Genomic DNA, 22,691 nt, shown 5'->3' on the forward strand with positions numbered 1-22,691 from the left:
GGACGAACCTCGCCACGGACAAGCCTCAGCAAATTGATGGCTCTTCAGCGTCGCCGCCTATTCGCCATGAATATGTCCGCCCTCCCTCTGGGGTTGGCCACTTGACGAGTGGTGGCCAACCGTCGGCGGCGTCGGCCATGCGCGGCTCACGCATCCATGTCGCGCAGGTGCTGACGATTGCGCAGCACGATCTGCCGGGCACCGGAAAACCCGAGAACGCCCTCGGCATGGAGCTGAGACAGCGCGCGGGAGATCGTCTCCAGCGTCAGGCCGAGATAGTCGCCGATATCGCGCCGGCACATCGGCAGCGCCAGCATGCCGGCCCCGGCGAGCCGCCGGTCCATCTCCAGAAGGAATGCCGCGACCTTTTCCATCGCGTTCTTGCGACCGAGCAGCAGCATATGGTCTTCGGCATGCTTGAGCTCGGCGGCTGTCATGCTCCACAATTTGCGCGCCACCTGGACCTCGGTGGTGGCTGCCTTTTCGAGGCTCGAGCGCTTCACCAGGCGTACGGTTGTGTCGACAATGGCTTCGGCCGTCAGGCGGTGGGCCGTGCCGGCTTCGAGACCGAACACGTCGCCCGGCACGTGGAAGGAGCCGATCTGGCGCCGTCCGTCCGACAGCAGCTTGTAGGTCCGGACCGAGCCCGAGACCACCTGATAGACATATTCGGCGGTCTCGCCTTCCCCGAAGATCTCCTCATCCTTCTTGTAGGAGAACTCGCTTGCGACCAGGCCTGCGATCGCTGCGAACTGATCGGAAACGCGGGACACGGACGGCACCGGCTTGTGGGTGACGAGCGGACGGACGTTGAGGGCGGCGGTGAGCATGGCAATCTCCTGTTGATGGAGATCAATTACGCGAGCCCCGCCCGCGTGGAAATTTAGGCAGAATTCTTAAGGTGGTCTCCCTACGTAGATGTCCTGAGCCCAACCGCGGCCGAATGTGCCTGCAAGGGCTTGATTCCGCAGCGCCCGGGCACCCGCCGCGGCGCGCTCATTTGACCGAGCGGATGTAGTCCGCCAGATCTGCGACATCTGCCTGATTGAGCGAGACCTTCGGCATGTTCGGATGCGGCAGGAGCAGCAGGAAGGCCAGCCTGTTCTGATCGAACTCCGGAATTGTCGCCAGATAGCTGAACGGCGGCGCCCGATCGGTTGCACTCGTCTGCCCGCTTTCGACGAGATGGCAGCTCGCGCACCAGCGTTTTGCGATGTCTTTGCCATGGGCTGCATCTGCGGCCGCACAGGGTGCGGCAATCGCGAAGACGCAACATGCGACGGACAAGAGGACGGTCGAGAGTCTGAAGGCTTCTGTCATACCGAGGGTTCCATGCGTTTGATGCCTGACCTCAACGGAAGCGGCGATCAGTCTGTCGGCCAACCGAATGGCGTGCACGAGGCTGGAACTACGACGGGAAATCGCCCGGAGCCACCTTCACACGATCTGCATGGAGAGACCAGTCATGGGTGCCGTGGATCCGGCAGAATCGTTCCTTGGCTTTCTGTTCGGCCTCGCGTTCGCTTCCCGCATCGAGCTCGACGGCATTCTCGCAGATCTCGCAGACTTGGCCGTTTCGCCGAGGATGTCCTTCATGAATCGAACGATGAAGCGTGGCATGCGCAACCTCCTGTTCACAAACAGGTGTGATCGGCGATCGCCGTCATCAAGCCGGTCACGGCCGTCAATTGATCGCAGTATGAATAGGTAAGAGCAAGGTGACGGACAGGCGAGCGCCTGGCGGCGCGGCCCGCGAGGTGTCGTCGAAGCAGGAGCTGCACATGAAAGCACTTGTCTATCTCGGACCCGGAACCAAAAAAGTCGAGGAGCGGCCGAAGCCGGCCGTGGTCGACGCGACGGATGCGGTCGTCAGGATCACGAAAACGACGATCTGCGGGACGGACCTTCATATCCTCAAGGGAGACGTTCCGACCTGCGCTCCAGGACGTATCCTCGGCCATGAAGGGGTTGGCGTCGTCGACGCGGTCGGCGCGGCCGTGACTGGCTTCAAGCCGGGCGACCACGTCCTGGTTTCCTGCATCTCGTCCTGCGGCAAGTGCGACTACTGCCGGCGGGGGATGTACTCCCACTGCGTGACCGGCGGCTGGATTCTGGGCAACAGGATCGACGGGACGCAGGCCGAGTTCGTCAGGATCCCGCATGCGGACACCAGCCTGTACCACATTCCGCCCGGGACGGACGAGGAAGCGCTGGTGATGCTCAGCGACATCCTTCCGACCGGCTTCGAATGCGGCGTGCTCAACGGCAAGGTGCAGCCCGGTTCGACGGTCGCAATCGTCGGCGCCGGGCCGATTGGGCTTGCCGCTCTGTTGACCGCGCAATTCTATTCGCCCGCGCGGATCATCATGGTGGACATGGACGACAATCGGCTCGAGGTCGCGTCACGTTTCGGCGCGACGGATGTCATCAACAATGTCGGCGGCAAGGCCGCCGACAGGATCATGGAGATGACCGCTGGCCGCGGTGTGGACACCGCGATCGAGGCGGTCGGCGTTCCCGCCAGTTTCATCACCTGCGAGGACATCGTCGTGCCGGGCGGGGTGATCGCGAATGTGGGCGTGCATGGCGTCAAGGTCGACCTCCATCTGGAGAAGCTCTGGGACCGCAACATCGCCATCACCACCAGATTGGTCGACACCGCGACGACGCCCATGTTGCTCAAGACGGTTCAGTCCGGGAAATTGGATCCGACGCGGCTGATCACCCATCGCTTCAAGATGGAGCAGATGATCGAGGCCTACGATACCTTTGCCAACGCCGCCAGGAACAACGCGCTGAAGGTGGTGATCGAAGCCCAGTCTGGCTGACATTCGAACTGAGCCCGGATGGTCCTGCCCTGGACGCTTGATCGCGTCCCGGTCGACGCTTTTCCTTCGTCGGTTCGAACGCGCGGCGGGTCTTGCCAACGCGCGTCGTCGTGAAGGCGAGCGGGGAGGCGTGGATCCGCCGCAGCGGGAACGCTGGTTGGGAGTTGAGCGGAAAAGGATTATGGTCGGCAGCTTCAGAGCGGAGCGCGTCGCCGCGGTGGCTACGCTGTTCAATCCAGTAGGGTTTGCGAAAGCGGCTGCATGGTTGGAGCGCGGACGAGCCAGACCCATCCTCTGGAGATCGCGGAGGTGCGGGCGAGCCCCTCGCATGGGCGGATCGGGATCACCTTCTGTCCCGGCAAGCATGACAGCGTCGCGTACACCGGGGCCTGGGCGCGCGAACTCGCCGCCGATCTCGACGTCATCGCTGCCTGGGGCGCGCGCGCGGTGCTGACGCTGGTCGAGCCGGCCGAGCTCGCGGCGCTCAAGGTGCCAAATCTCGGCGCGGAGGTCCGTGCCCGCGGGCTCGACTGGCGGCATCTGCCGATCCCGGACTATTCGGTGCCGCCCCCAGGCTTCGAGGCGCAGTGGCAGAGCCATGGCCGCGAGATCCGCGCGCTTCTGCGCCAGGGCGAAGATATCGTCGTGCATTGCAAGGGCGGGCTCGGCCGCGCCGGCATGATCGCTGCCCGGCTGCTGGTCGAGCTGGGCATGCCGCCCGAGCAGGCCATTCGCGAGGTTCGCCGCGTCCGTCCGGGCGCGATCGAAACCCCGGCGCAGCTCGCTTTGGTGAAGCGGACGAAAGCCATCGACGATGCCGATGAGGAGGTCCTCGACACCGCCTCGATGCAGAAGATCGGCCGCGGCATGGGCAGTCATCCCGCCGGCATCTATCAAGACGCGGCGGGCCGGCGGTTCTATGTGAAGTCGCTGGAGTCGGCCGCGCATGCGCGCAACGAGATCATCGCGGCCAGGCTCTATCGGCTCGCCGGCGCTCCGACGCTCACTTACATCAAGACCAAGGCGCCGGATCAGGTCGCGACCGTGTTGGTCGCGCTCGCGAAGCACCATGTGTCGGCGCTCAGCGCGGACGAGCGCAGAGCGGCGCAGCGCTGGTTCGGTGTGCACGCCTGGACGGCCAACTGGGATGCGGCCGGATTCGACGGCGACAACCAGGGCGTCGTGAACGGCGTGGTCACGACGCTCGATGTCGGCGGCGCGCTCGAGTTTCGCGCGCAGGGGGACCCGAAAGGCAAGGCATTCGGTCCACGCGTTGGCGAACTCGACACATTGCGCGCAGATCCCGACAATCCGCATGCGGTCAGGCTGTTCGGCGACATGAGCCCCGCTGCGATCGAAGATGCCATCGCCGTGGTCACCCGCATTCCCGACGATGCGATCCGGACGGTGGTGACCGCGCATGGCGGCAGCATTGGACTGGCCGAGAAGCTGATCGCACGCAAGGCCGACATGGCGGCGCGGGCGAGCGCAGCAGGCCGGCACGTCGGTTGATCGGGAGCGTTCCGGGTTGATCAGCCTTCCGGGCCGGCCGCCCGCGACATCGCCAGCAGTCGCACCGCCTGCGCGCGGATCGTTGCGGCGACGTCCTGGTCGAGCGCCGCGAGCCAGCGCCCAGGGATGGCCTCCAGCCCGTAGGTTGCGCCGGCCAGCATCCCGGCGATCGCGCCGGCGGTGTCGGCGTCGCCGCCCTGGTTGACGGTTTGCACGACGATCTCGGCGAAGGAGTCCGCGCCGAAGTAATGATGCAGCACGGTCTGCATGGTGTCGACGATGAAGGCGGAGCATTGCCCCGGATAGGGCGTGAAGCGAAACGCGCGGTGCTTGCCGACAAGGGCCTCGGCCTCGTGCCGCACCGCGTCTTTTCCGCCGCCCTGCAGCAGGCCGTGCGTCATGCGCACCAGCGCAAGGCATGCGTCGTCGGAAAGCGGATGATGATGCGTGGCACGCGCCTGCGCCAGCGTCCACTCCTGGGCCTTGCCGGGCGCGCCCAAGGTCGCGAGCGCCACGGGCAGCACGCGCATGGCCGCGCCGTTGCCGGCGTCGCCCTCGGAGAAGGCGCCTTCGACTGTGCCGTGCGCGACATAACGGCGGATGCCGCGCCGGCAGGTGTTGCCGACATCCGCCGGCCCGCTCATCAGCCAGCTTGCAAATTCCTCGCAGACGTCACGGGCATCGAAACCAGCCTTGCGGATCAGGGAGCGGCCCAGGGCGAGCGACATGTCGGTGTCGTCGGTCACCTCTCCCGGCGCAAGCTTCAGCCAGCCGCCGCCGATGATCTCGCGATGCACGCCGTACTGCGCGGCGATCTCGCTTCTGGTCATGAACTCGACGGTGGCCCCGAGCGCATCGCCGATCGCAAAGCCGAGATAGGCTGCGAGCGCGCGATCCTCGAGGTCAGTCGCGGTCATGCGGGCTTTCTCAGACATAGTCCACGCCGACGCGGAATTCGCCGCCGATCACCAGATACTCGCCTTCGCCCTTGAGCGGATGCGACGACAGCAGGCTGTTGAAGAACAGGATCTTGCACAACGGCACGCGCGCGGTGAGGATGGTGTCGCCGAAGCAGCCGGCAGTGTCGCGGTCGGACGAGAACGAGACCAGATTGTTCAGCCGTACCACCGCCTCGCGCCGCCCCGTCCGCTCCACGATCCAATGCTCGTCGAACGCGTTGACGCCGCGATACAGCGTCAGATGCGTCTGGCCCGGGAAAGCGAAGCGTCGGATCGCCCATTGACAGAACTCGAACAGCAGATCCAGCTGCACCCAGATCGCGTTGTTGTGGAAGCGGCTCGACATCTTCTCTTCGACATAGCGCGTCCAGGCGCGGCTCGACACCCGCTCGATGATCTCATTGTGGAAGGAGGGACAGATGCCGAACCTGCTCTCGACCCAGCCCTTCAGCACGGCGCCCTCCGCCCCATTGCTGTCGAAGCTCCAGCCCTGGATCAGCCGCAAGAACGACGAACGAAAGCGCCGCTTGTCGGCGGCGGTCGCCGGGCGCTGCTCGGGATCGAGGCCGAACATCGCCATCATGTAGGCGGAGAACGCCTCGCCGGCTTCAGCGAGGTCGTCGGCCTGCGCCAGCATCGTAAACAGGTTCGCGTTCATCTCGACGACGCCCCAGATGTGCAGCGGCACCGGCGCGTCGTTGAAGGCACAACTCGCCAGCCACTCGGAGGGGCGTCCCACGAGATTGGTCGAATGGCCGATGGTGCGCCGCGGGCGCTGTCCTGCGTCGTTCATGACGTTCATGGAGACCATGATGAGGCTTCGCGCGGCGCCAGGAAAGCCCTGCGCCGCCTGTTCGCGCGCCCAATCCTGCGCGATACCGTCAGCTTTGGCGGTGCGGCTGCCGCCGGCTGCTTCCGCGCCCCACCGCTGCTGCGGCGTTCCGCACCCGGCGAGGGATGAGACCGCAGCTCCGGCGAACTACGTAAGGAACGCCCCCGAATGGCCCCTGGGCGCCGGTTTGCGTAAGTTTCGACTGCGGACAACGGCTTCGGTGCTCCGATGAACCATTCGATTTACACCGCCGATCGAGCGACCCATCTGAAGATCGTGATCATGGCTTTGGTGGCGGCAACTGCCGTTGCAGCCGTCAGTATCTCGTTTCGCTCGGCGGACCTCGCAGGCCGCGAGAGCGTTGCCGTCGTCGTGGCGGCGAAGGCGCCGGTGATGGCCAGCGCCGTTGCCGGCATCGCGCGCTGAGCCAAGCCGGAGCAGCGACAATTGATGGCGTCTGATCGGGAGCACTGGCAATGGATCGCACGGTCGAGTTGAAGCATTTGATCGACGCCGACAAGCGGGTTGCGCAAGGCGCGCATCACATGGCTCGTCAGGAGCAGATCGTTGCGGAGTTGGATAGTCATGGCCACGACGCCACGTCGGCGCTGGCGCTGTTGGATACGTTTCGCCGCTGCCAGGCCGGGCATGTGGCGCACCGCGACTCCATCTTGAGGGGATTGCAGCAACATGCACCGCAGCCCGCGCGCTCTACGATGCAGTAGCGCTGCCCGGGATTGACGCAGCGCAACCACGCCGACACAGGGACGGCCTATCAGCCATGGACCGCAATATCGTCTACAAGTGCCCGAGAACGGGGATGAACGTGCAGCATTGGCTCACGGACCTCCCGCCGGACCTCCCGCTGTGCGAGAGCGACCAGGCCTATGTTTCGATGCCGTGCCCAGCCTGCGGATCCCTGCATTTCGTCAATGGCAGCACCGGCAAGCTGCTGGTGCAAAGCGAACCATCCGGTCGCGGTCCGGCGCGGCCGCGTCGTTCTCAGCGCACCACCTGATCGGTGACGTCTTCCACGTGATGCAGCAGGAAAACCAGCCGTCCTTCATCGTCGTGGATGGGCGTGTTCACCGGCTGCCAGTGTTTTTCGACGAACGCGCCGGCCGGACCGCGCACGTCGTAGCGCTGGATGGCCATCGCATGCGGGCGGCCGGTCTGGGCGACCGTCTTCAGTGACGTGTAGAGGTTGCTGACGCCGTCGGCGAGGGGCTCGTCCGGATTGTCCGGGAAGACCTCGAACAGCGATTTTCCGGCGATGTCCTCGCGCGTCGTGAAGGTCGCGGCGGCGTAGGCGGCGTTGATATCGACGATCTGCAGGCGCGGTCCGGGATCGAGCAGCATGTAGGGATGCGGCGAGCCGTCGAAGTCCGCGAGGAATTGCCGCCGGATCGAGGCTGCGTCGCCGGGCTCGGTCGGGCGTTGCCCGTGCAGCGATGGGGCCGCCCCGTCCTGATCCGCGTCGAGCAGCGCCAGCTCGCGCTTGGCGGTCGCCAGCAGCCGTCCCAGCGTCCCTTGCAGGGTCGGCTCGCTGGTTTCGCTCAAAAGCCGCTGAAAATGAGCGACGTTCTGCTCACAGATGAATCGTTTCATGATCCTGTAAAGCAAATGGCGCGGATGCGCTTACCGCGCTCCAACCCAATTCTATGCCAGGGCGGACCGTGTGGGAAGCCCGCCGGGTGCTTCAGAATGTCCGGATAGCGCGGCTCAGGTCTCCTTGACGGCCGATAAACCCATCCTCGCCCGAGCGAGCCAGATGCTGAGATCGGCCTTCGCGGGGGCTCTTTGCGGATGCGGCGGGCTAGGCGGCGCGCCGGTGGCTGGGTGCCGACCAGATCGGCGGGGCCGGACTTCCGTCGGTTCGCGGCTCACGCGCTCGCTGCGTCGAGCCGCGCGACCTGGTCCTTGCTGAGCGCGAGCTTGGTTGCCGCGACCAGCGTGTCGACATGCTCCGGCTTGGTGGCGCTCGCGATCGGGGCAGTAACCGACGGCTTGGCCAAGAGCCAAGCCAGCGCGATCGAAGCTGGCTCGGCGCCGGTCTCCTTGGCGACCTCGTCGAGGCCGGCCAGGATGCGCATGCCGCGCGGGTTCATGTATTTGGCAACGCTACGCTCGCCGCGCGGGCTCTTGCCGAAATCGGCTTCCGAGCGATACTTGCCGGTCAGGAAGCCCGCAGCGAGTGAGAAGAAGGTGATGACGCCGACCCCGTTCTGTTCGCAGACGCGCTGCAGCGCGCCTTCGTAGGACGAGCGTTCGGCGAGGCTGTATTCCGGCTGCAGGCTTTCATAGCGCGGCAGGCCGTCGTTCTTGGCAATGTCGAGCGCGGCCTGCAGCCGCTCCGCGGAGAAGTTCGAGGCGCCGATCGCGCGCACCTTGCCGGCCTTGATCAGCTTGTCATAGGCCGCCAGGGTGTCTTCCTGCGGCGTCGTCTCGTCGTCCTTGTGCGACTGATAGAGATCGATCACGTCGGTCTGCAGCCGGCGCAGGCTATCCTCGACCGCGCGGGCGATGTAGTCGGCCTTCAGCCCGACCTTGCCGTCGCCCATGTCCATGCCGACCTTGGTGGCGAGGATGATACGATCGCGGTTGCCGCGTAGCTTCATCCATTTGCCGATGATGGTCTCGGACTCGCCGCCGCTATGGCCCGGCACCCAGCGCGAATAGACGTCGGCGGTGTCCAGGAAGTTCAGCCCCGAGTCCAGCACCTTGTCGAGCAGGCGGAACGAGGCGGCCTCATCCACGGTCCAGCCGAACACGTTGCAGCCGAAGCAGAGGGGCGGAACGGTGAGGCCGGAACGGCCGAGCGGACGAAGCTTCATGGGCGCACTCGATTTCTGGCGTGGCGGGTGGGCGACGACGACGGGTCACAATGACCTTGTTCAAAAGGGCTGACCACCCCGGCAACGGCATGGCGGGACATCGCGGGACGTTGATCTGACGGGGGTGCGGACGGTTTCGCCACCCGCCTACGGAGGCGATACGAATCCGGGTGTCGGTGCTGTGTCGTCCTCTTCGGTTTCAAGGCACGCCGGTCACGTGTCGCGCGGTGGCCCGCCTTACCGCGCCTCCTTGGTCCGCTGCCGTCTTAGGAAATCGCTGTAGAGCTGCGCGGCCTGTTCGGGCGTGAGATTGACCTGAGCCTTGCGCTCCTGGAGGAACTTGCGGAATTCCGCCGGAGATCCTTGGATCTGCGGCGGCGATGGCTCCGTTCGCGCGCCGTCCAGCCATTCCTGCGCCGCCTTGAAGCGTATCAGTCCGGGGACTGTGGCCGACAGCACGGTGTCGCGCCATTTGGGATTGCGTGGCGGCGACTGCAGAATCTGGATCTTGTCGAACAGCGCGTTCACGAAACGCGCCGTGCGCCGGTAACGCTCGCTCTGCTCGGGCCAATTATAGACCATGAGCACGGTGGGCGCCGCGACGGTCTCGATCTTGATGCCCGGCGGCACCAGGTTCGGATATTGGTCGGACGTGAAGTTCGAGGGGAAGTAGATGTCCTGCAGCGAGCGGTCGTAGGGAACCGAAAGCAGATGCAGTCGGCCGCCGTCGTTCTTGACGCTCTTGATGATGGGCGCATCTCTCGACACGGAGGCGATCCAGGCGTCTCCCTGGCCGTCGATGAGCTTCTGCAGACCGCCGGTCGGATCGGTTTGCGAGTCGATGTCGGCCCGAATGCCGAAGCGTCTGAAGATCGCGCGCGCCGCCGGCAGGCCGATACTGCGTTCGGCGAACACGCGCTTTCCCTCGAGATCCTGCAGGCTGCGGATTTCCGGCCGCGCGATGATATGAACCTCGTTGTAGAACAGCTTTGCGATGTAGCGCACGCGCTGGCCGAGGTCCGGGATGTTGTATTCGTTCTTCACATAGTCCAGTGCGTCGGTCGTGACGAAGCCCATGTCGATGTTCTTCAACATGACGATGTCGATGAGATTTTGCGCCGGGCCCCTGCCCAGGATCGGCAGCACGCGCAGATTCTCGCCGTCGTCGAGGACGGCGGCCATGTCGGAGCCCATCACCGACATCGGACCGCCGATCGGAGCGGTGATCACCGTCACGGTCCCGGAATTCAGCGCTTCCCGGTCGGGCAAGGAGCCCATGGAAGGACCCACCGCTGGGGCGGCGGGGGCGACAGCGGCTGCGGGCGCGCGCTGCCGCAGTTGCTGGGCTCTGGCGCTGCCGGCCGGCATCGCAACGACGGTCGAGATGAGTGCGCAAACAACTACGCGCGCCGCACAATGCACCGAACGCTCCCCCAATTTTTCTTACTATGCACGCATGGTTCCATTGGAACCGGGCTGAAGTTTGGCTCAGGTTTGGCGAAGCCCGGATAGCGCCAAGCCCATGGCGGTATTGCGATGGTGGGGGTGCGGCGGCAGCGGTGTAATTGTGGGGCAGCGTAGCGAGCTGAAGTTGGGCGGGACCCCGATCCTTCCGTTGCTCCGGCCGTTCGCGTGCCGGCCTCGGCTTGCGCTATCAACTGCAGCAGATCGTGGGCGGGGTAGCGACCGCGCCCAAACACGTCCGAATTTGTCCGGAGTTCGTCCGCGGCCGCGTAACCCGCCATGTTCTTAATGAGATGGCGGGCTGCGCCTTGCTGGACTAACCAGGCTTACGAGCCGGGCGCGAGGGAAGCCAAGGCGTCGTCATCGTAATTCCCTCCCTCCTGGTCACTTCGCGACAGCGCTCCCCCGCGCGTCGGCCGGTGGCTGGACGTCGCGCTGGATCAACGGCGTAAGCAGGTGCTCAGCAAGGTAAAGGGACGCTCGAGGCCGCAGGTGCGCATTGTCGAAGCTCACGAGGCCTTCGCGCCGGTTGCGGTCGAGATAGATGAGGCAGCCTTCTGCGTTGCAGAAGAAGTCGAACAGGTTCTGGTATTCGAAAGGCTCGTTCGCCTGGAGCTCGCTTCGGAATGCCTTATCGATGTCGAGCGCGTGCTGGTCGAGATGCGTCGAGATTCGTGATGGGGTGAGCTCCCAATAATGCTGCATGACCACCTTGAAGAGAACCGGCTCCCAGTGAGGTACCAGTCCGAGAACGATCACCCTCTTCACGCCGAGCTGTCTGATCTCGCGCGACACCTGCCGCAGATATTCCGCGTCGAAGGAGTTGTTGAAGGAGATGACCACGACATCGGGGACGACCTGCCGTATCGTCGATAGCGCAAACGCGTTGGACTTTTCGCAGTAGTCCGTTTCCAGCTTCGTCACGTCGATCGGGTGTGGGCGGCACCCCGAAGCATAGGTCAGCAGCAAGGATACGTCGGACGGCAGCGTTTTCCGCAGGCCGTAAAACAGATGTGCCGAATGGGAGTCGCCCCACAGGAGCACCGTTCTGTGGGAGTGGCTGGTGTAGCAATCCGGGCTGATCGCGGCGCGGGGAACCCGCGTCGGCAGCGGACTCTCGAAGTTGTAGAAGTTGCACTGGTTTTGGTTGACCTCCACCATCTCTTCGCGAGCCGGCGATGCGCCGGTGCGAAATGAATCGAAATAGGCTGCGTAGCTGTCGATATCGCCTGGATGAATGGTCCAGCCATAGATCATGGCCAGGGCGCCGACTCCCGCGAGCGTCGCCAACGTACCGCCCAGCAAGGGGACCGATCGCAAGGCGGATCGACCAGAACGAATCGGCTGTTCCAGAAACCTGTACGTGATCCAAGCCAATCCCACGCTGAGCACGACGACGCCGGAACGGACCGGCGCGGAGCCCGCCCCGCCGAGCCAGGCGCGAGTAAAGACGAGCAGAGGCCAGTGCCAGAGATAGAGCGGGTAGCTGATCAGCCCGACTCCGACCAGAATGGGATGCGCAAGAACGTGCCGGGCCACCCAGCTGTACGGTCCGGCGCCGACAAGCATGCAGGTGCCGATGACAGGCATCAATGCAGCCCAGCCCGGAAACGGAGTATTTTTTGAAATCAGGATCAGGCTCGCCGCCAATAGAACCAGCCCTGAAATTGCGAGCAGATCGGAAACGGGCATTCGAAGGCGGGCGTCAGGGATAAAGCCGAATGGCCGTTTGGTGTGTTGGGACGATGCGATCGCCACCAAGCCGCCTGCGAACAGCTCCCATGCTCGCGTGAGCGGCGAGTAGAACGCCTCTGCCGGGCTGAGACTCGTCGCTCTGATGTTAAGCAGAAACGATGCGATGAACAGCAGCCCCACGAGGTACGGCAGAGCGCGCTTCTTTGTCCGCCAACACAGCCATAAGAGCGCCGGCCAAACGATGTAATATTGCTCTTCGATACCCAGCGACCACAGGTGCAGCAACGGCTTCGTTTCCGCAGCCACGTCGAAATAGTTCGCCTCCTTCCAGAACAACAGGTTCGCGGCAAATCCGGCGCTCGCAACGACCTGCTTGCCAAGCTCCTTGTATTCGTCGGTGTATAGAAACACGTAGCCGAGCAAGAGTGCCGTGAAGAGAACCAGGATCAGGGCCGGGAAAATGCGCCTGACGCGACGAGCGTAAAATGTCGAAAGATGGAACGATCCGTTGGCGAGGTCCGCGACGATGATCGAGGTGATCAGAAATCCGGATATGACAAAGAAGATGTCGACCCCGACGAATCCGCTGCGAAGCGCATGAGGGAAGGCGTGGAACCCGACGACCGAGATGACGGCAACGGCTCTAAGTCCGTCGATATCCGGCCTGTACGCCGTGCCATGGATCAGACTCGGTTTCGAATCGGCAACTGGCGCGTGCATGTGCTTTTCCCCCACGATCCGGCCGTGGTTTAGCTTTTGCTCGCCCCGTCGGCAATCAATGCGCGAGGTTTTTTGCCGTTCGATCGGGAGGGGGCAGCCAAAGCAATCAGGGAGGATGGCCGCTTCGGAGCGACGTGGCGGCCCGCGGTGTTGCGATCCGCAACCCGTGCAATCATCCGCCCGACGGGCATGTTCCGCATGACCTCCCTGCGCAAACTGCCCGTCGTGCCAGTCTGTCGCACGTCCCTGGCCTTGCCATGTCGGGCAAATCACGACGATGATCTCGCTTATCCCGCCGCGATGAAGAGGGACGTTTCGGCCGATCGTCACGAGGCGTAGCAGCGGGGAGCGGTGGACGCATCGGATTTGGGGCTTTGCATTTGCGGGCCGGCGAGCAAGTTCGATGCGGACGGTCAAGTCGCGTGGTCCTGACCTCCCGACGCTGAGGTCGCGCTGATGCGAAAGCAGCATGCGCAAACGGTGGCCAACAAGCCCGGCGCACCGGGGAGATCGCGAAGCAGCCGTTAAAACCATCGCGCAGGGAAGGCCGGGCTCGTCCGGCTGGACCTGTGGTACCTGCCGCCTGCATTTTTTCCGCAGGCGGGCCACGGGCCTCAGTCGAGGTCCGGCCTTCCCTGCGCCCTCTCGCATTTTCGAGGGCAGACGAACTGCACAACCCCGGGCGCTGATGCGCCGCGGGACCGCGCTTGTGCGCGTGTGCAGAGTTCGAGCGGCGCGTTGTCAGCACGGCCTTTTGAACCGGAGGAACCGATTGTCCGATTGTGGCTTGGTGGCAAGGCAGCTCTGATCTGCCGGAGCCGACGCGGGAGTGGGGACGGGATCGCGTCGAAGCGCCGTCACGCTCTAGGTTTGAATGAGCATGATCTTTTCGGAAAACGCTTCGCACCGTTCCGGATCATGCTCCAGCGAAGGAGGCATCCGCCATGTCCGACGACGAAGGCAAGCTGGAAGGTCCGGATCTCGCGCTCGGCGTGTCGTTGAGCGATTTCAAGAACGGCATGCTGCTCGGTCACGTGGACAAGGAGGCCGTGCTGCTGGTGCGCACGGGCTCCGACACTTTCGCGATCGACGCATTCTGCAGCCACTATCACGGCCCGCTCGCCGACGGCCTCGTCGTCGACGCCAGCGTCCGCTGCCCCTGGCATCACGCCTGCTTCGATTTGCGCACCGGCGAGGCGATGCGTGCCCCTGCGCTCTCGTCGCTGTCCGTCTGGCAGGTCGAACAGGCGGCCGACCGCGTTGTCGTGCGGTGTAAGCGCGATCACACAGGTCCGGCCAGGACGCCGCCGGCCGACGCACCGCGTCGCATCGTCATCATCGGCGGGGGCGCTGCAGGCTTTGCCGCGGCAGAGATGCTGCGCCGCGACGGTTACGGCGGCGAGATCACCATGCTCAGCAACGATGAGGCGCCGCCGGTGGATCGCCCGAACCTGTCCAAGGATTATCTGGCCGGCAAGGCGCCCGAGGATTGGGTGCCGCTCCGGCCGGATGATTTCTATTCCGAATTGAACATCGGTCTTCGGCTGCGCACACGGGTCGCGGCCATCGACGGGAAAGCGCGGCATGTGGTGCTTGGTGACGGCAAGACCGTGCCGTTTGACCGGCTGCTGCTCGCGACCGGCGCCGAGCCGGTCAAGCTGAAGATCCCGGGCGCGGACCAGCCGCATGTTCACACGTTGCGCACGCTGGCCGACTGTCGCGCGATCATCGCGGGCGCAGCGACGGCAAAGCGCGCCGTTGTGATCGGCGCGAGTTTCATCGGTCTCGAAGTTGCCGCCGCGCTGCGCGAACGTGACATCGAGGTGCATGTGGTCGCGCCTGAGCGGCGGCCAATGGAGCGCATCCTAGGGCCTGACATGGGCGATTTCGTGCGTGCGCTCCACGAGGAGCATGGCGTCGTCTTTCATCTGCAGGATGGCGTGACGGAGATCGACGGCAGGAAGGTCAGCCTCAAGGGCGGAAGCACGCTCGAAGCCGACCTCGTCGTGGTCGGCATCGGCGTGAAGCCTCGCCTCGATCTGGCCGAGCAGGCCGGCCTCAAGGTCGATCGCGGCGTCATCGTCACCGCGAATCTCGAAACCAGTCTGCCGGGCATCTTTGCAGCGGGTGATATCGCACGCTGGCCCGACCGATATTCCGGCGACAGCATCCGCGTCGAACATTGGGTAGTTGCCGAACGGCAGGGCCAGACCGCTGCTCGCAATATGCTCGGACTGAACGAGCCCTTCGACGCGGTGCCGTTCTTCTGGAGTCAGCATTACGACGTGCCGATCAACTATGTCGGTCATGCCGAGACATGGGACGAGATCGCGGTCGAGGGTGAGATCAAGGCGAAGGACTGCGTGCTGCGCTACAAGCGCGCGGGCCGCGTGCTCGCGGTCGCCTCGATCTACCGCGACATCGACAGCCTCAAGGCCGAGCTGGAGATGGAGCAAAATCCGATACGGTAAATGGGGGCAAATGTGTGCGTGCCAATGCGCCAATGCGGAGGCTGCCGGTTGCCTCGGAAAAAGCTGGCTGGAAAGATCAAGCCTCAAGCCCGGGACGACAGCGGAGAATGCGATGCGCTCTTTCGGCGAGGCCGCCAGCCGTGACCCCAGCGCTACTTCCTGACTCGCACGCCCTTGGTCGTGAAGCGCTGTGGGCGCGGTTCAGGGCGCACGGGCCGTCGCGTGCCGGCGGCCTTGCCGGTGCCGGGCGGCTGGTGCGCGGGCACGAGTTGGTCGGGACGCGAGCCGATCAAGTCGCTGCGGCCCATCGCCTTCAGCGCCTCGCGCAGCACCGGCCAGTTGTCCGGGTCGTGATAGCGCAAGAAGGCCTTGTGAAGCCGCCGTTGCCGCAGGCCCTTGATCGCCTCGACCTTCTCGCTGCCGCCGCGCCGCACGCCGCGCAGCGGATTGACGCCGGTGTGATACATCGCGGTTGCCGTCGCCATCGGCGAGGGCAGGAAGGTCTGCACCTGGTCGGCGCGGTAGCGGTTCTTCTTGAGCCACAGCGCGAGGTTCATCATGTCCTCGTCGCTGGTGCCGGGATGCGCGGCGATGAAGTAGGGAATGAGATAATACTTCTTACCCGCCTGCTCTGCTGCGGCATCGAACATCCGCTTGAAGCGGTGATAGGCGCCGATGCCGGGCTTCATCATCTTGTCGAGCGGGCCGCGCTCGGTATGTTCCGGCGCGATTTTCAGATAGCCGCCGACGTGATGCGTCACCAGCTCCTTGATGTAGGCGGGGCTCTCGACCGCGAGATCGTAGCGCACGCCGGAGGCGACCATCACGCGCTTGACGCCCTTGACTTCGCGCACCTTGCGATAGAGCCGGATCAGGTCGTCATGCGAGGTGTTGAGGTTCGGGCAGATCTCGGGAAAGACGCAGCTTGGCCGCCGGCATGCGGCCTCGACCTTCGGGTCCTTGCACGCCATCCGGTACATGTTCGCGGTGGGGCCGCCGATGTCGGAGATGACGCCGGTGAAGCCCGGCGTCTTGTCGCGGATGCGTTCGATCTCCTGCAGGATGGAGCCTTCCGAGCGGCTCTGGATGATGCGGCCCTCATGCTCGGTGATGGAGCAGAAGGTGCAGCCGCCGAAGCAGCCGCGCATGATCGTCACCGAGAACCGGATCATCTCCCAGGCCGGGATCTTGGCATCGCCGTAGGACGGATGCGGCGCGCGGGCGTAGGGCAGATCGTAGACGGAGTCCATCTCCGCCATGGTCAGCGGGATCGGCGGTGGATTGAGCCACAAATCGCGATCGCCGTGGCGCTGGACCAGCGGCCGCGCATTGTGCGGATTGCTCTCCCGGTGCAGCACGCGCGAGGCGCGCGCATAGGCTTCGCGATCGGTTTCGACCTGCTGGCAGGACGGCAGCCGGATCACGACCTCGCCCTTCTGGCGCGCGGCGCCTTCGTCGGCGGAATCCAGATCGTCGGCATGCAGCTCGGTGGTATTTTCGGGCACGCGGCGGAACAGCGCGACGCCGCGGATATCGTTCAGCTCGCGCGGCGCTTCGCCGGCAGCGAGCCGGTGGGCCACCTCGACCACGGCGCGTTCGGCATTGCCGTAGAGCAGGAGATCCGCCTTGGCGTCGGCCAGCACCGAGCGGCGCACCTTGTCGGACCAGTAGTCGTAATGCGCGATCCGGCGCAGCGAAGCCTCGATGCCGCCGAGGATGATCGGCACATCCTTGAACGCCTCGCGGCAGCGCTGGGCGTAGACCAGCGTGCAGCGGTCCGGCCGCTTGCCGCCCTCGCCGTTCGGCGTATAGGCGTCGTCATGGCGCAGCCGTCGGTCCGCGGTGTAGCGGTTGACCATGGAGTCCATGTTGCCGCCGGTGACGCCGAAGAACACGCGGGGGCGGCCCAGCGCCTTGAACGGTTCGGCCGATTGCCAGTCCGGCTGGGCTATGATGCCGACGCGGAAGCCCTGCGCTTCGAGCAGGCGGCCGATGATCGCCATGCCGAAGGAGGGGTGGTCGATATAGGCATCGCCCGTCACCAGCACGATGTCGCAGGCGTCCCAGCCGAGCGCGTCCATCTCGGCGCGGCTCATCGGCAGGAACGGCGCCGGCTTCTTGGGGGCCGTCCGGTGGCGGGGCCAGGAACTCAGGGGGGCTGCGGTGAGGCTTTCCATTGTCCATGGATAAGACTCCGCACCTGCAAGTTCAACCGCGCGAGACGCCGCTTCGAAGGCCGCCGCGGCCGGAATGATCCGGCCTCAGTGCATCGCGTTCGCGGTCTGGGTCCTGTCCCTGAACCAACCCCAGGCCAGGAAGGCCACGAAGGCGCTCAGCGCGAGCGCCAGCGACACCGGAAAACGGGTCTCCTGGTCGCTTTCGGCGGTCGTGTCGGTCGCCTGCGGTGCAGAGGCGGCATCCGTCGCCGAGACTGCCCCGCTTTCCGGAAGGTCGCTGCGGGCGCTGTCGGCGGCTGGGGCGCTCACGAGCGCCTGGACCGGAAGCGCTCGAGTCGCAAGCGCCTGGGCCGGAAAGCGGTCGGCGATCGGATTGGCCGGCGCCGGGGACGCAGCTTCGACGCGCGGCGTCTCCGTGGATTGCGGCGCTACATCGCGCGGATTCGCATCGTTCGGCTTGGGAATTTGCGCGAACGAATTCAGGCCCAACCGGCGTGCCGCAGCCGCATGATGAAGCTTCCGCTCCAGCTTGCGCTCATGAACGGCAGTCCGCGCTTGCGATTGAGGCTGGGCTCGCGCCTGCGACCGCAACTGGGGATGGGGCGGAAGGAATTTCGCCATCATCCGATCGGACCAGGACATATACGCCTTGCAGAGCTCGTTGCATGGCAATCCGTTGACAGTGGTCATCCCGGACGCATTCGGGGTCGCCGCATGCGAGGCGCCAAGTCCGGCGAGGGACACTGCGCAGCCGAGCAGCATGGTCACAGCGAGCCTTTGCGTCATCGATTGCAGGTGGCTCATCATCGCAATTCCCCCTTCGGTCGCTTCTCGCTTGTGGGAATAACGACAGCAGCACAGGTCGATTCTTGGATCAGATCGCGTCAATATCCGGATCAGATGCGGTCAAATTTTCGGAGCGGCCAGGGGCTACAGCGTCTGTTCAGCGATCTATTGCAGTGCAAGTCGAGGTCCGGCCGGAGATCAGATCGGCGCTTTCTCGCACTGGCTGAGCAAGGCATCGCGAGCTGCCGTGATGCGGCGGTAAAGCGCGCTGCTGCCGCCGCCATCCGGATGCGCCGTCTTGGCCTTCTGCCGAAACGCAGCCTTGATCTCAGAGGCTGTCAGCACGCCCTCGAGCGGCAGCGCCAGCGCTTCGCGGAATTCGCTGTCGTCATCGCCATTGGCCCGCTGCAGAAGCGCACGGCGCGCCTTCCGGGCCTCGCTGCGCAAGCCGGCCTGGTCCTCCCGCCACCGCTGGCGCGACATGACCAGGCAGGCGCCGAAGGCGATGCGGCCCTCCGTATCGAGTTCGTCGAGACTGAACGGCCCGACCACATCATAGGGCGGCGCGAGCCAGGCGCGCCGGCCATTTTCGCCGTGCTCGATCCGGCCGATCGTCGCCATGTCCACGACACCGAGCGAGCCGTTCCAGACCACCCATTGTGCCGTGTCGGTCACGCCGGCGCGCGGGCTGGCTTGGCCGGCCCGAGATCGACCTGGATCTCATCGCCTTCGATGCGGAGCTCGTAGGGATGCAGCACGTTGCGGACGATATGGGTGACGCATTTGCCGCTTCTGCCGTCGAAGCCCCAATGATGAATCGGGCAGGTGACGGTGGTGCCGTCGAAGCTCGCATCCGTCAGAGGCATGTCCGCGTGCGGGCAGCGTCCGCGATAGGCCTTGAGCTCGCCGCCAGCCGGCCAGACCAGCAGCACGCTCTTGCGGCCGACCTGAAACAGGCTCATGCCGCCTTCGCCCACGGCATTGGCAGGACAGACAGAGGTGAACGCCATCGCGTCGCCTTTCGACAGTTAAGCCTCTCGAACCGGTCATCACGCAAGTTTCGGACCAGCGAAAAAGCACGCCTTGCGGCGCTTCCTCGCGCCACAATGTCGGAAATGCGACGAGCCGGACGATGCGATATGCGCGGGAGCGCGAGGCGGCTTGTTCGGATCGCGATGGCGTGGGATGGAAGCGTGCGCTGCGCGTGCCGGATGCGTGGGCGTTCTTCACCCCGCATGAGGTCACGTTGACCATGTCCGTATCGCGTTTCTTGTTTGCTTTCGCAGCGCTGCTGGTCGCCTCTGCCGCCTTCGCCGCCGACAAGCCCGGTGAGATCAAGGGGACGATGCTGGAGCCCTCGCCCGACAATCTGGCGCTGACCTGGGCCAAGGCCAATCTGGTGCTGCCGGCCATGCTGGTCGGCGGGCGGCGCTGGGAGGGACACGCGGAAGAAGCGCCCGATGTGATCGGCATCGCGCCGCTCGTCATCGTGATGCACGGCTCCAGCGGCGTGGCGCCGGCCGTGAAGGAATTTCAGGTCTGGCTCGCTGACGAGCTCGGCGTCGCCTCGGTCGCGCCCGATAGCCTCGCGATTCCCGATCGGCTGACCTACACCTCGCCGGTCGACGTCGATACCTACGAGCGCGTGCATGCGCTGCGCCTCGCCGAACTCGATCACGCCGTGAAGGCCTCGCGCGAGTGGAGCTGGGTGGATCGGCTGCGCCTCGTTCTTGCCGGCACCAGCGAAGGCGCGGTGGCGGTCGGTCGTTACGCCGGCAAGGAGGCCGCGGCGCGGTTGATCTATTCATGGTCGTGCGAGAGCAACTACTTCGTCACCGAGCCGCGGCTCGGCGTCGGCGCGAAGGAGCCGGTGTTGAACGCGATCGCGGCCCGTGATCCTTATTTCTCGGCCGCCAATCCCTGGAATAAGGACCGGAGCGTCACCGGCTCCTGTGGCGCGGCGCTGAAGGCCGATCCGAAGGCGGAGGTCATGGTGATCGATGCGGACGTGCATACGATTCTGAACCGGCCCGAAGTGCGCGCGCGGACCGCCCAATTCCTGCGCGGCGTGTTGAATCCATGAGGTCGCGCGCATGATGCGGCATGTCCGAAGGGCGGGCAGGAGGCCGCACCGGTCGTCCGTATGAGTCGCCGATCCGGGACCCCGGTTCATCGTCCCAGATGATTTATTTTCAGCTTGAGTTGTTAGCTTGAACGCCGGCGCTTCGGAATAGACCAAAGTATCGAGCAGAATTTGCCGCCGGTGTCTGGGAAATCCCGCTGCAATGCCTAGCTCTCGCGCGCCGATATTGAACGGCGCGATCGCCCGATGGCGCGGGCTGCATCAGCAGCCGCGCTGACATCGCGCGACATTGGAGTTGTCATCATGGATCCTAACAGTCTGATCCAGCCGGCCCTCTGGGCCGCTGCCGTTATTGTGCTGCTTGCGCTGCTCAAGCTCTCCAACACTTTCTGCTACATTCCGAACAATCAGGTCGGCATCGTCGAGAAGCTCTGGACCTTCCGCGGTTCTGTCGCCGAAGGCTTATCGCGCTGAACGGCGAGGCCGGTTACGAGCCCGAAGTGCTGCGTGGCGGCCTGCACCTGTTCTTCCCCTTCATGTACCGGATCCACCGCTCCGATCTCGTTACGGTCGGCCAGGGCAAGATCGCCTATGTGTTCGCGCGCGACGGCGCGCCGCTTGGCGCCTCGCAGGTGCTCGGCGCCAATGACGGCGAGGACAAGTCCGACTTCGAGGACGCGAGGCGCTTTCTGTCCGCTGGCGGCCAGAAGGGACCGCAGCGCAAGATCCTGCGTGAAGGCACCTATGCCATCAACACCACGCAGTTTGCGATCATCACCGATGAGCGGGTCTATGGTCACGCCCTGAGCGCACAGGAGCGCACGGTGCTCGACGGCATGCAGCTCACCATCGCCGAGCGTTGGGGCTTCACGCCGGTGATCCTTGCCGCCGATCACGATCTCGTCGGTGTCGTCACCGTGCATGATGGGCCGTCGTTACCGCCCGGCGAGATCATCGCGCCGGAGGTCGGCATCGCGCTCGACGACGAGGCGACGTTTCACAACAACTACCAGGAGCCGGAGAAATTCCTCGCAGCCGGCGGCTATCGCGGGCGCCAGCTTCAGGTCATCGTCGAGGGGACCTGGTATATCAACCGGCTGTTCGCGACCGTCGAAGCCGTGCCGAAGACGGTCATCCCGGTCGGCAATGTCGGCGTCGTCATCTTCTACACGGGCCCGCGCACGGCGGACGTGTCAGGCGAGCAATATCGCCACGGCGAGCTTGTCTCCAATGGCAGCCGCGGCGTCTGGAAGGATCCGCTGCTGCCGGGCAAATATGCCTTCAACACCTACGCCGGTAAGATCGAGATCATCCCGACGGTCAATTTCATTCTGAAGTGGGTGCGCGGCGAAGTCGGCGCGATGAAGCTCGACGAGAACCTGTCGGAGATATCGCTGATCACCAAGGATGCGTTCGAGCCGACGCTGCCGCTCTCGGTCGTGATGCATATCGACTACAAGAAGGCGCCGATGATCATCCAGCGTTTCGGCGACGTGAAGAAGCTGGTCGAGCAGACGCTCGATCCCATGGTCAGCGCCTTCTTCAAGAACATCGCGCAGAAAATGACGTTGATCGAGCTGCTGCAGAACCGCGCCGCGATCCAGGAGGAATCCGCCTCCGTGATGAAGGTCAAGTTCGAGGCCTATTCGCTCGATCTGCAGGAGGTCCTGATCGGGACGCCGCGCGCCGCGCCCGGCGACCAGACTATCGAGAACATCCTGATCCAGCTGCGCATGCGCCAGGTCGCGCGCGAGCAGGTCGAGACCTTCCAGGAGCAGGAGAAGGCCGCGATCCAGGAGCGTACGCTGAACGAAGCCAAGGCGACGGCGGCGGCGCAATCGGCGCTGACGCAGTCGCTGATCCAGATCAAGGTCAATGAGAACGAAGGCGCGGCGGCACTCGCGCGGGCGCAGAAGGACGCCGAGACGCGCAAGGTCACGGCGGCCGCGGTCGGCGAGCAGTCGCGGCTGGAGGGCCAGGGCGAGGCCGATCGTGTGCTTGCGGTCGGAGCCGCCAACGCCCAGGCCACCAAGCTGTCGGTCGATGCCTATGGCGGCCCGGAGTTCCGCCTGGCCGAGCAGAACTTCGCCAAGTTCGCGGACGCGCTGACCCGGATCAACCAGCCCCTGGTGCCGCAGTTCCTGATGTCGGGCGGGCAGGGGCAGGAGACCGGCAGCGCCGGCCTGATCCCGACCGCGATGCTCAGCTCGATGTTCGGCCGCATGATGCCGGATGCGCTGGAGAGGTTGAAGGCCGAGGCGCCGCGGGCGGCGCGGTGAGCTGCGACGGTCGATTGATCTTTAGCTAAGAACAAGGCTTGCATGTCGATA

General features: G+C 64.8%; 19 protein-coding genes and 2 pseudogenes. 8 read left to right on the forward strand and 13 right to left on the reverse strand.

The features are described 5' to 3' along the window. Positions 1-146: 146 nt before the first annotated feature. From QXZ85_RS11015 to QXZ85_RS11025, 3 genes and pseudogenes are all read right to left on the reverse strand, one after another. The gene (locus QXZ85_RS11015; RefSeq protein WP_315701826.1) at positions 147-830 is read right to left on the reverse strand and encodes a helix-turn-helix domain-containing protein; all 684 of its coding nucleotides are present in this window, start codon (positions 828-830) and stop codon (positions 147-149) included. A gap of 166 nt (positions 831-996) precedes the next feature. Next, positions 997-1,320, reverse strand: coding sequence for a c-type cytochrome (locus tag QXZ85_RS11020; protein WP_315728922.1), 324 nt, complete (start codon positions 1,318-1,320; stop codon positions 997-999). Positions 1,321-1,408: 88 nt separating this feature from the next. Continuing rightward, positions 1,409-1,620 (reverse strand): annotated as a pseudogene (locus tag QXZ85_RS11025) (hypothetical protein). A 161-nt stretch (positions 1,621-1,781) separates the two neighbouring features. Between QXZ85_RS11025 and QXZ85_RS11030 the strand changes: the two are divergent. Both QXZ85_RS11030 and QXZ85_RS11035 read left to right on the forward strand, forming a co-directional pair. Beyond that, complete coding sequence (locus tag QXZ85_RS11030; protein ID WP_315765535.1) at positions 1,782-2,828, forward strand: zinc-dependent alcohol dehydrogenase family protein; 1,047 nt, start codon at positions 1,782-1,784, stop codon at positions 2,826-2,828. A 261-nt stretch (positions 2,829-3,089) separates the two neighbouring features. After that, a complete protein-coding gene (locus QXZ85_RS11035) occupies positions 3,090-4,340 on the forward strand; it encodes a cyclin-dependent kinase inhibitor 3 family protein (protein WP_315765533.1) in 1,251 nt (416 codons plus the stop codon). A 20-nt stretch (positions 4,341-4,360) separates the two neighbouring features. Here the strand turns inward: QXZ85_RS11035 and draG are convergent, their stop codons facing one another. Together draG and QXZ85_RS11045 are read right to left on the reverse strand one after the other, a co-directional pair. Further along, positions 4,361-5,257: an ADP-ribosyl-[dinitrogen reductase] hydrolase gene (draG, locus tag QXZ85_RS11040; protein WP_315765532.1), complete on the reverse strand. Its 897-nt coding sequence runs from the start codon at positions 5,255-5,257 to the stop codon at positions 4,361-4,363. A gap of 10 nt (positions 5,258-5,267) precedes the next feature. Further along, a complete protein-coding gene (locus QXZ85_RS11045) occupies positions 5,268-6,110 on the reverse strand; it encodes an NAD(+)--dinitrogen-reductase ADP-D-ribosyltransferase (RefSeq protein ID WP_316174078.1) in 843 nt (280 codons plus the stop codon). 249 nt (positions 6,111-6,359) lie between these two features. On the opposite strand from QXZ85_RS11045, the gene QXZ85_RS11050 reads away from it, so the two are divergent. From QXZ85_RS11050 to QXZ85_RS11060, 3 genes are read left to right on the forward strand one after another with little or no spacing between them, the layout of a single operon-like run. Beyond that, positions 6,360-6,557, forward strand: coding sequence for a hypothetical protein (locus tag QXZ85_RS11050; RefSeq protein ID WP_316174080.1), 198 nt, complete (start codon positions 6,360-6,362; stop codon positions 6,555-6,557). A gap of 50 nt (positions 6,558-6,607) precedes the next feature. Beyond that, a complete protein-coding gene (locus QXZ85_RS11055) occupies positions 6,608-6,856 on the forward strand; it encodes a hypothetical protein (protein ID WP_316174082.1) in 249 nt (82 codons plus the stop codon). Between the two features lie 56 nt (positions 6,857-6,912). Beyond that, positions 6,913-7,149, forward strand: coding sequence for a hypothetical protein (locus tag QXZ85_RS11060; protein WP_315701817.1), 237 nt, complete (start codon positions 6,913-6,915; stop codon positions 7,147-7,149). On the opposite strand, the gene QXZ85_RS11065 is transcribed toward QXZ85_RS11060, so the two are convergent. From QXZ85_RS11065 to QXZ85_RS11080, 4 genes are all read right to left on the reverse strand, one after another. After that, complete coding sequence (locus QXZ85_RS11065; RefSeq protein ID WP_315701816.1) at positions 7,134-7,691, reverse strand: PAS domain-containing protein; 558 nt, start codon at positions 7,689-7,691, stop codon at positions 7,134-7,136. The two genes, QXZ85_RS11060 and QXZ85_RS11065, sit on opposite strands and share 16 nt — an antisense overlap. 323 nt (positions 7,692-8,014) lie before the next feature. After that, positions 8,015-8,965, reverse strand: coding sequence for an aldo/keto reductase (locus QXZ85_RS11070; RefSeq protein WP_316174084.1), 951 nt, complete (start codon positions 8,963-8,965; stop codon positions 8,015-8,017). 237 nt (positions 8,966-9,202) lie between these two features. Beyond that, a complete protein-coding gene (locus tag QXZ85_RS11075) occupies positions 9,203-10,333 on the reverse strand; it encodes a TAXI family TRAP transporter solute-binding subunit (protein WP_409977839.1) in 1,131 nt (376 codons plus the stop codon). A 480-nt stretch (positions 10,334-10,813) separates the two neighbouring features. Further along, positions 10,814-13,261: an acyltransferase family protein gene (locus tag QXZ85_RS11080; protein WP_315765529.1), complete on the reverse strand. Its 2,448-nt coding sequence runs from the start codon at positions 13,259-13,261 to the stop codon at positions 10,814-10,816. A 527-nt stretch (positions 13,262-13,788) separates the two neighbouring features. On the opposite strand from QXZ85_RS11080, the gene QXZ85_RS11085 reads away from it, so the two are divergent. Then, on the forward strand, positions 13,789-15,315 hold the full coding sequence (locus QXZ85_RS11085; RefSeq protein ID WP_315765528.1) for an FAD-dependent oxidoreductase: 1,527 nt from the start codon (positions 13,789-13,791) through the stop codon (positions 15,313-15,315). Between the two features lie 152 nt (positions 15,316-15,467). On the opposite strand, the gene QXZ85_RS11090 is transcribed toward QXZ85_RS11085, so the two are convergent. The 4 genes from QXZ85_RS11090 to QXZ85_RS11105 form a co-directional block, all read right to left on the reverse strand. Continuing rightward, positions 15,468-17,492 carry a YgiQ family radical SAM protein gene (locus QXZ85_RS11090; RefSeq protein WP_315701811.1) on the reverse strand — a complete coding sequence of 675 codons (2,025 nt, stop codon included), beginning with the start codon at positions 17,490-17,492 and terminating at the stop codon, positions 15,468-15,470. 84 nt (positions 17,493-17,576) lie between these two features. After that, positions 17,577-18,296, reverse strand: coding sequence for a hypothetical protein (locus tag QXZ85_RS11095; protein WP_315728918.1), 720 nt, complete (start codon positions 18,294-18,296; stop codon positions 17,577-17,579). 180 nt (positions 18,297-18,476) lie between these two features. Next, positions 18,477-18,953, reverse strand: coding sequence for a J domain-containing protein (locus tag QXZ85_RS11100; RefSeq protein ID WP_315701809.1), 477 nt, complete (start codon positions 18,951-18,953; stop codon positions 18,477-18,479). Continuing rightward, positions 18,950-19,288 (reverse strand): Rieske (2Fe-2S) protein, encoded by a 339-nt coding sequence (locus tag QXZ85_RS11105; RefSeq protein WP_315742354.1) that lies wholly within the window; start codon positions 19,286-19,288, stop codon positions 18,950-18,952. Before QXZ85_RS11105 ends, QXZ85_RS11100 begins: the two co-directional genes overlap by 4 nt. A gap of 242 nt (positions 19,289-19,530) precedes the next feature. Between QXZ85_RS11105 and QXZ85_RS11110 the strand changes: the two genes are divergently transcribed. After that, positions 19,531-20,361 (forward strand): hypothetical protein, encoded by an 831-nt coding sequence (locus tag QXZ85_RS11110; protein ID WP_315728930.1) that lies wholly within the window; start codon positions 19,531-19,533, stop codon positions 20,359-20,361. A 303-nt stretch (positions 20,362-20,664) separates the two neighbouring features. Next, positions 20,665-22,640, forward strand: a pseudogene (locus QXZ85_RS11115) (SPFH domain-containing protein). Positions 22,641-22,691 lie beyond the last annotated feature (51 nt).

This window comes from Bradyrhizobium sp. SZCCHNGR1005 (genome assembly GCF_032489995.1).
In the GTDB taxonomy this organism is placed as follows: Bacteria; Pseudomonadota; Alphaproteobacteria; order Rhizobiales; family Xanthobacteraceae; genus Bradyrhizobium.